This is a genomic window from Methylobacterium sp. WL64 (assembly GCF_008039945.1).
Classification (GTDB): Bacteria; Pseudomonadota; Alphaproteobacteria; order Rhizobiales; family Beijerinckiaceae; genus Methylobacterium.
The window spans coordinates 1-6,851 of record NZ_VRVA01000189.1; the positions used below are offsets into that span (position 1 = coordinate 1).

A 6,851-nucleotide genomic window follows, 5' to 3' on the forward strand; every position below is an offset into this window, starting at 1 on the left:
AGATGGGCCCGCGTGAGTGGGTCATGGCCAAGGCGCAGTTCGCCGTCATCTTCGGCGAGCGCTTCACCCGGGCCATGGCGGCCTGATGTTCAACCCGCCGCTCACACACGGAATTTCCGATAGTCCCCCCTCCTCGGCAAAGCGCTGCTGCCAGCGCCAGACTGCGGGCCGGCTGACGCCGGCCTGCCGAGCCACGTCCTGCACGCTCAAGCGTTCGAACGAGAGCAGGACGATGCGCGCCCGCAGGATGTGCTTGAGCGGGCGAGATCGGTCTCCGGCGATCGTGGACAACGCCAACTTGGTGGCGTCGTCGAGGAGCACGCAGACGGTCTGAGCCATCGCCCAGACTCGCATGCATCGCCCCCTGTGTGAATCCTCTGACCGCGTCAGTGCACTAGGAGACATACAGCATTTACCTCGCAGCCAAGCTCGCACCCATCTCAGGATTATCCGCTGCGGCGCGGTCGAAAGGTGCGCAAGGCCGGGCGAGCCGTGATGATGTGGCCGCCCGGCCGGCGATCGATGGGCAAATCGATTAGGCAGCCAAGCACGCTGCGCCTGCAGCAATTGCGGCGCAGGATGCGAACCGTCGCGCGGTCAGCGTCTCCTTCAGGAACACGCGCCCGATGATGGCAGCGTAGACCACGCTGGTCTCACGCAGCGCGGACACCACGCCCATCGCGTCGTACTGCATGGCCCAGATGACGATGCCGTAGGCGAGGAGGGAGACCAAGCCTCCGGTCAGCGCCATCCCGGTCTGCGCCTTGGTGTAGGTCGGGGGCCTGCCGCGCATCAGGTAGAAGATCGGCGGCATAGTTAGGCTCCAGAGCAGAAACATGCTGTTCGTGTAGGCCACGCTGCTCCCGGCCAGCCGAACCCCGATGCCATCCACGACAGTGTAGGCTCCGATCAGAACGCCTGTGGTGAGGGCGGCGGGGAGGAACTCGGCCCGGAGCCCCTTGCCCTGGAAGGCCAGCGAGATGATCCCAACGGACACCAGCATGATGCCGATTGCGGAGATGAGGTTGATGGCCTCGTGGGCGAAAATCATCGCTCCGAGAGCGACCAGCACGGGTGAGGATCCGCGTGAGATCGGGTACGTCTGTCCGAGGTCACCGACGCGGTAGGTTCGGACGAGGGACAGGTTGTAGCCGGTGTGGATGACGGCAGAGGCAATCACGTAGGGCCAACTCGCCGCTTTGGGCCACGGTACGAACACTGCCGCAACTGCGGTCACGCTGGCGACCGCGATCATCATCAGCGTCATCGACCAGAGCCGATCGCGACCGCCGCGCAGGACGGCATTCCATCCGGCATGCAGGATCGCGGCGCACATCACGCAAGCAAGGACGATCGGACTCATGGTTCTCCCGTGAGATTTCGCCTGCAGGATGACCGTGTCCTATGTGGCTGACAAACGACTTATGCTGACGTTTGTGTGAGAAAATCTGACCTGTGCACGTCCAGGGCATCTTAGTGCAGACGTATCTCGTCGGGCTCGAGGCCGAGGCGTCGGGCGATTTCGCGACCGTTCGGCCGGTGCGATGGATGCCCCGGGTCCGCTGCAGTAGCACTCCGGCATGGCCAGCAACCCGACCGTGTCCGACCTCTTGAAATCGAAAGAGGTCACCGACGCGCAAGTGAGCGCTGCGGTCGACGCGGTGCTCGTCAATCCCAGGACCGGACCGTTCCAGCTGGCTTCCGGCTGGGTCCTGGACGTCACCGCGGCCGTTAAGGCAGACCGGCACGCAACGGCCACCCTGAAGGAGCCGACAGCCCGACCAGGCAGCAAGCGAGCTGCGATTAAATCCGCGATCCTGCTGGCCCATCCGGTGAAGGGATGAGCGAACCAGTTGATCGGCTTGCGGTCAGGCAAATGATGCGGGGGCTCGATGGGTTCGCCCGCGGCCTCGGCCTGGACGAGTCAACGACGCGCAAGATCGTCGAGAAGGTGATCGCGGACATGCCCGAGCATCTGCACGACGAGCGGCTTGCCGAGGCGCGCCGCCGGATGATCGAGGCGTCCACGTAGCAGTATGGCTGTCGTCGATGATGTGCTGGTTGAAGCCGTCATCCTGGCGAAGAGTGGGACTCGGCAGCCGAGCCCTCGGGCCGATTAGGCCGCGGCTTTCTCCGGTGCGTTCCGATCAAGACGCACCCGCTCGACGGTCAGCGCCAATGACGCCCGGAAGCGGATAACGCCCGCCTCGTCCCGCACCGTGGCAGAGATCTCACGCCAGTTGCGCGCAGGATGCCTCGACTGGGCCATCTCGGGCAGGGTGCGCATCGCCATATCTTCGGCGCTTGCTAGATCCCGATACTCAGCACCATCCTCGTCGATAATGACGTGGGCGCTGTCGTCGGTGTCGATGAAGAAGCGAGGCATGTGCATTTCCGGAAGCTGTCGCAGTGTTCTTCCCCCCTGCGACAACTTGGCGTACGGTATGGTTAATTCACCCTTAACGATGCTGCCGAGCAGCGAGAGGATTCGCCTCGTGACCTTCTGACGGCACACAGCGCATCAGGTTCTCAGGCCAGTTCCGCCAGCGTAAGCCGCTCCAAGATCCAACTCTGTGCTGCGTCGAGATCCGCGAACGTGGGCGGAGTCGTGGTACTCAACCGCCCGAAGCCCGCCTCCAGAAACCACTTGCCCACGTCGTCATCGTGCTCATCTGAGAGCATCACCAAGACCGCCACGATGAAGTCGCCCCTCAGCACCAACTGTCCCGCGGTATCGGGGCTGCCAGTGGCAACACGGATAGGCTGTAGGCGTAGGCTCATGCGGCGGCTTGCTCTCCCAGGTGCAGATACCCCGGCCTGAACTCCGCCAGTTGCTTGAGGCGTGGAAGGTCCAAGATCACGAAATGCTTCTGCTGAAGTTCAATCAGGCCCTGCGTCCGGAGTTCCCGGAGGGAGCGGTTCACGAGCACGGCGGTCTGGCCGGTCGTGTCAGCGAGATCATGCTGGGTGATCGGAAGCTCGAAGCGGTTCTCGTCTGCCCGCCCGACCGCCCGCAGCCGCAAGTGAAGCTCACAGATCAAGTGTGCAAGCCGCTCGACTGGCGTGCGGCGGCCCACGTTCAGGAGCCACTCGCGCAGGGTTGCCTCGTCCACCAGTGTGGACTTCCGCAGGGCTGACGCGACCGCCGGGCGCTGTAGTAGGTCTCGCGCCGTCTCGGTTGCGATCCTTACGACCTTGCAGGCCGACAACGTACAGATCGAGTGATCCATGGCCTTGAACAGCGGCGCGTCTACGTCTCCTGCGTCACCCGGCACGAGGTAGGCCATGATCTGGCGCGTGCCGTTACCCCGTTGCTTGTAGCGGCAGGCGAACCCTTCCATCACCAAGAACACACCCGCAGGTGGATCGCCCTCTCGGACCAAATCTGTTCTGGCCGGGATGGTCTGGGCGTTCTCGCTGATCTTCAACAGTGCGGCTCTATCCGCCTCCGGCAGGGGCTCGAAACCCTCCAGCTTGCGCAGGAATGGATTGTTCGCCGCATCCGGCCTGCTGTCCGTCATGCTCTCTCTCTCTCGCGCGCGCCCTTCTCGCGAACCGGTCGGTGCATCGTGTCGATCACTTCCCGGCCCAGGATCGGAAATACCGATAATTAGATCGCGCGCAACCCACTCGGGTTCCTGGGTGCGAAGGCCAAATTCTGACGATACAACTGAGTTTAGGCGCTGCTCAGAGCCACAGCCTGTATCCTACGCTGCGGCCTCGCACTCCTCGGCTGGCTCCACGTCCTCGTGCGAGGGAATGTAGGCGCACCAGCCGCAGACGCCTTGGTCTGCTGCCTCCGGAGCATTCCATTGTGAGCAGGTCGGGCACACCTCCATGACAAGGCGCGCGTCGCGGACGAAAGCCAAACCGCGGCCGCGAAACGTGACTTTGCCTTCAGGAAGGTCGCTCGGCGTCATGCACAACCTACGCGCGATATTAGTCGGCGTTCCGGTAGCAAACTCGTCCTGTTCACGCCAGCGTGAGCAGCCTCGCCGGTCAGCACAACCACGGCCTGTTCAGAGCGGATGTCACCGGCACGGTCGCGATCGGTGCTGCGCTGATCTTCCTCGTGCTGGTTGGCGTCGACCGCTGTTCGCAGCCCTGGTAGGCCCTAGCCGATCAGGAGCGCCGGATGATCAGAAAACGGACCCGGGACGCCCGCGCAGGCCGGAAAGTCCGCCGCGGCATCAAGCTCGGCAAGCCGGTCACCAAGCGCGGCAACCCCACAAACCTTGGGGATGCCCAGAAGCTTGGGACCCAGGCGACCGTCCGGGTGGCGGACACCTTCGCGGCGAACGTTTCTCCGATCGTGGAAGCGATCCGGCACAGCGGGGTGACTTCCCTGGCTGGGATCGCGAAGGCGCTGAACGCCAGGGGCATTCGCACGGCCCGGGGCGGCGCTTGGTACGCGACCACTGTCCGGAACCTCGTGGCACGTCTACCCGCCTAGTGTCCTGCGCCTGAAGTTTGTGGCAAAGGTGCATTGTGAGGATCTGTGTCGAGCGTTCGCAGGCAGAAGCGCTTGACGCTAGCCAGGATGGCATCGGCCGATTTCACCCATCGGAATGGCTTCGGGTCAGCGTTCGTGGCCTCGATGAACGCGCGGATGTCGCGTTCAAGCTCCTCCACCGAACAGTGCACGCCACGTCGGATTGCCCGGTCCGTCAGCAGGCCGAACCACCGCTCAACTTGGTTGGTCCACGAGGCGGAAGTCGGCGTGAAGTGCACGTGGTAGCGTGGGCGCTGCGTCAGCCAGTCGCGGATCAGCTTGGTCTTGTGCGTCGCCGAGTTGTCGAGCACCAAGTGCACGTCGAGCTCGGCCGGCACCACCGCCTCGATCTCGTCCAGGAAGCGGCGGAACTCGCTGGCGCGGTGACGCGGATAGCACTGCCCGATCACCGTCCCGGCCTTCACGTCGAACGCGGCAAACAGGCTGGTGGTGCCGTGCCGGGCATAGTCGTGGGTGTGCCGCTCGGCCTGCCCGGGCCGCAGTGGCAACAGCGGCTGCGTGCGATCGAGCGCCTGCACCTGGGACTTCTCGTCCACGCAGAGAACCAGGGCGCGGGCGGGTGGAGCCAGATAGAGCCCGACGATGTCGCGCACCTTCTCGGCAAAGAATGGGTCGGTCGAGAGCTTGAAGGTCTCGGACCGATGCGGCTGCAGGCCAAACGCCCGCCACACACGCCCGACCGTCGTGCCCGACACGCCACCGGCCTTGGCCATGCTGCGCCGGCTCCAGTGGCTGGCGCCCGGCGGCCGCTCAGAGAGCGTGCGGTCGATGAGTTCGGCGACCTGTTCGTCGCCGATCCGGCGCGGTGCCCCCGAGCGAGGCTCGTCGAGGAGCCCGTCCGTGCCCGCGCTGGCGAACCGTTCGCGCCACTTGCCGACCGTGTGCTTGCCGGTGGCCAACTCGGCCGCGATGCTCGTGTTGTTCAGCCCGTCGGCAGCCCGCAGCACGATCCTCGCGCGCAGGGCGAGCCCCTGGGCTGTCTTGCGGCGGCGAGCCCAGCTCTCAAGCTCGGCTCGTTCCTCGGCGCTGAGGTCGAGCGGGGTGAGCACGCGGTAGGCCATCGGCACCTCCCAACAGCCCCCACATTGTCACAAACTTCAGGCGCAGGACACTAGGGCCTGCCAACAATGCCGCCGTTTTTGTTGGTCCCGACTGGCAGACGACGAACGGCCGAAATGGGTGGTGATTGTGTGCCTAGAGCGGGGCGAGAACATTGCATCCGTCGCCACGGCCACCTTTCTGAGCCCCCAGACAGCCTACCAGATCTGGGAAAGCCGGGCTGATGCCTAGGCAGCGCTCGCGCGGTGGGGCAAAGGCGCCTGACCGAGAGCGGGCTGCCCGCCCCGATCACGAGGCAGCCCACTGTCCGGCGCAGGTGCATAAGGCCCACCGGTCCAACCCACACTCGGGGGGGAATATGCGGATCGGGCCGATGGTATCCCTTGTGGGGACGTGCCTTGGTGCTGTGCTGCGGATGGACAGTCAACGGGAAAAAGCCCCTGGGGCTGCTCGGCTCAGAAAAGGGACATGCCGCGATTTTATGGCTGCCCAACCGGTGCGATCTCCTTTGAAGTCAGCCGTCAGTTATTCGTGGATGGCCTGCCCGGCTTGAAGCTTCTGCTTTTCGGCTCTGCCTTGCGCGGCTCTGGCTTGTCCGCGAGCAGGCGTTTCACGCGCTCGTTGAAGTCCTCTGCCGTGACGCCCTGCGCCTTGCCGGTCTTGAGTTCGCGCGCCATCTCCGCCTCCGTATCGTGGCCCAGGGCACGGAATTGCGCGGAGGGGTCAGACCCCATGCGCTTTCTAGAAGCTGCGCGAATTCAGGGTGCTGAGCTAATATTGCCGGCACGATGCGGCGGCTTAGGAAGCAGGAGAGGCGATCTTCCACTCACCGACGAGCGTGAGCGTCGCGGTGTAGATCTCTTGGCCATTGTCGTCTCGGACTATCGCTCTGAACGTGCGGCGATCGCCGTCAGGTAGCTTGTCCCTGGCCATGTCGGGGAGCGCGGATAGCGCCATGCGTCTGGCAGTCGAGGCGCATGTCAGACCCTCGCCATAGTCGCCCTCGACAAGCAGGTCATCGTCATCGGTATCAATCGTGTAGTGCGCCACGCTGGCTCTCCTTCACAACGGTGTGAAGTTGCACAGTCGCAGCCCTGACTTCTCTAACCTGCGTCAGGCAGCGTACTTCAATTGCTGCTCGATCCAGTCCTGGTAATTACCCACGCCATTGATGGCTGGTTTCAGGCGCCGATGGTCTTGAGAATGGTGCCGAAGGGACTGCGGCCTGCGAGGCGCGCGGTATCGACGACGGTGCGGATGTCGGCCTCGCCCTCGGCGG

General features: G+C 64.3%; 11 protein-coding genes and 1 pseudogene. 4 read left to right on the forward strand and 8 right to left on the reverse strand.

Translation table 11 applies throughout. The annotated features are described in order from the left end of the window. Positions 1 to 126: 126 nt before the first annotated feature. Positions 127 to 339, reverse strand: a pseudogene (locus FV242_RS31840) (helix-turn-helix domain-containing protein); the annotation flags it as partial. Between the two features lie 196 nt (positions 340 to 535). Next, positions 536 to 1,363, reverse strand: coding sequence for an EamA family transporter (locus tag FV242_RS31845; protein ID WP_147941718.1), 828 nt, complete (start codon positions 1,361 to 1,363; stop codon positions 536 to 538). A 217-nt stretch (positions 1,364 to 1,580) separates the two neighbouring features. Between FV242_RS31845 and FV242_RS31850 the strand changes: the two genes are divergently transcribed. Beyond that, positions 1,581 to 1,844 carry a hypothetical protein gene (locus FV242_RS31850; protein ID WP_147941719.1) on the forward strand — a complete coding sequence of 88 codons (264 nt, stop codon included), beginning with the start codon at positions 1,581 to 1,583 and terminating at the stop codon, positions 1,842 to 1,844. A 32-nt stretch (positions 1,845 to 1,876) separates the two neighbouring features. Then, positions 1,877 to 2,032, forward strand: coding sequence for a hypothetical protein (locus tag FV242_RS31855; protein ID WP_246692983.1), 156 nt, complete (start codon positions 1,877 to 1,879; stop codon positions 2,030 to 2,032). 84 nt (positions 2,033 to 2,116) lie between these two features. Here the strand turns inward: FV242_RS31855 and FV242_RS31860 are convergent, their stop codons facing one another. From FV242_RS31860 to FV242_RS31870, 3 genes are all read right to left on the reverse strand, one after another. Next, entirely contained in the window at positions 2,117 to 2,386 is a 270-nt protein-coding gene (locus FV242_RS31860; protein WP_147941721.1) for a hypothetical protein, read from the reverse strand. Between the two features lie 143 nt (positions 2,387 to 2,529). Then, entirely contained in the window at positions 2,530 to 2,718 is a 189-nt protein-coding gene (locus FV242_RS31865) for a hypothetical protein (protein WP_246692984.1), read from the reverse strand. A gap of 59 nt (positions 2,719 to 2,777) precedes the next feature. Then, positions 2,778 to 3,521: a Crp/Fnr family transcriptional regulator gene (locus tag FV242_RS31870; RefSeq protein ID WP_147941723.1), complete on the reverse strand. Its 744-nt coding sequence runs from the start codon at positions 3,519 to 3,521 to the stop codon at positions 2,778 to 2,780. A gap of 461 nt (positions 3,522 to 3,982) precedes the next feature. Between FV242_RS31870 and FV242_RS36220 the strand changes: the two genes are divergently transcribed. After that, positions 3,983 to 4,111 carry a hypothetical protein gene (locus tag FV242_RS36220; protein ID WP_281407130.1) on the forward strand — a complete coding sequence of 43 codons (129 nt, stop codon included), beginning with the start codon at positions 3,983 to 3,985 and terminating at the stop codon, positions 4,109 to 4,111. 24 nt (positions 4,112 to 4,135) lie between these two features. After that, positions 4,136 to 4,453, forward strand: a complete 318-nt coding sequence (locus tag FV242_RS31880) for a recombinase family protein (protein ID WP_147941725.1) — start codon at positions 4,136 to 4,138, stop codon at positions 4,451 to 4,453. Here FV242_RS31880 and FV242_RS31885 read toward each other — a convergent pair. From FV242_RS31885 to FV242_RS31890, 3 genes are all read right to left on the reverse strand, one after another. After that, complete coding sequence (locus tag FV242_RS31885) at positions 4,450 to 5,574, reverse strand: IS630 family transposase (RefSeq protein ID WP_147941726.1); 1,125 nt, start codon at positions 5,572 to 5,574, stop codon at positions 4,450 to 4,452. The genes FV242_RS31880 and FV242_RS31885 overlap by 4 nt on opposite strands. Before the next feature lie 519 nt (positions 5,575 to 6,093). Then, positions 6,094 to 6,249, reverse strand: a complete 156-nt coding sequence (locus FV242_RS35035; protein ID WP_187278651.1) for a hypothetical protein — start codon at positions 6,247 to 6,249, stop codon at positions 6,094 to 6,096. Between the two features lie 121 nt (positions 6,250 to 6,370). Beyond that, positions 6,371 to 6,622, reverse strand: coding sequence for a hypothetical protein (locus FV242_RS31890; protein WP_147941727.1), 252 nt, complete (start codon positions 6,620 to 6,622; stop codon positions 6,371 to 6,373). Positions 6,623 to 6,851 lie beyond the last annotated feature (229 nt).

What these genes read in the sequence shown, in the direction of transcription:
- FV242_RS31845 (WP_147941718.1), bottom strand. Translation starts at nt 1,363, where the DNA reads ATGAGTCCGATCGTCCTTGCTTGCGTGATGTGCGCCGCGATCCTGCAT.
- FV242_RS31850 (WP_147941719.1), top strand. Translation starts at nt 1,581, where the DNA reads ATGGCCAGCAACCCGACCGTGTCCGACCTCTTGAAATCGAAAGAGGTC.
- FV242_RS31855 (WP_246692983.1), top strand. Translation starts at nt 1,877, where the DNA reads ATGATGCGGGGGCTCGATGGGTTCGCCCGCGGCCTCGGCCTGGACGAG.
- FV242_RS31860 (WP_147941721.1), bottom strand. Translation starts at nt 2,386, where the DNA reads ATGCCTCGCTTCTTCATCGACACCGACGACAGCGCCCACGTCATTATC.
- FV242_RS31870 (WP_147941723.1), bottom strand. Translation starts at nt 3,521, where the DNA reads ATGACGGACAGCAGGCCGGATGCGGCGAACAATCCATTCCTGCGCAAG.
- FV242_RS31880 (WP_147941725.1), top strand. Translation starts at nt 4,136, where the DNA reads ATGATCAGAAAACGGACCCGGGACGCCCGCGCAGGCCGGAAAGTCCGC.
- FV242_RS31885 (WP_147941726.1), bottom strand. Translation starts at nt 5,574, where the DNA reads ATGGCCTACCGCGTGCTCACCCCGCTCGACCTCAGCGCCGAGGAACGA.
- FV242_RS35035 (WP_187278651.1), bottom strand. Translation starts at nt 6,249, where the DNA reads ATGGCGCGCGAACTCAAGACCGGCAAGGCGCAGGGCGTCACGGCAGAG.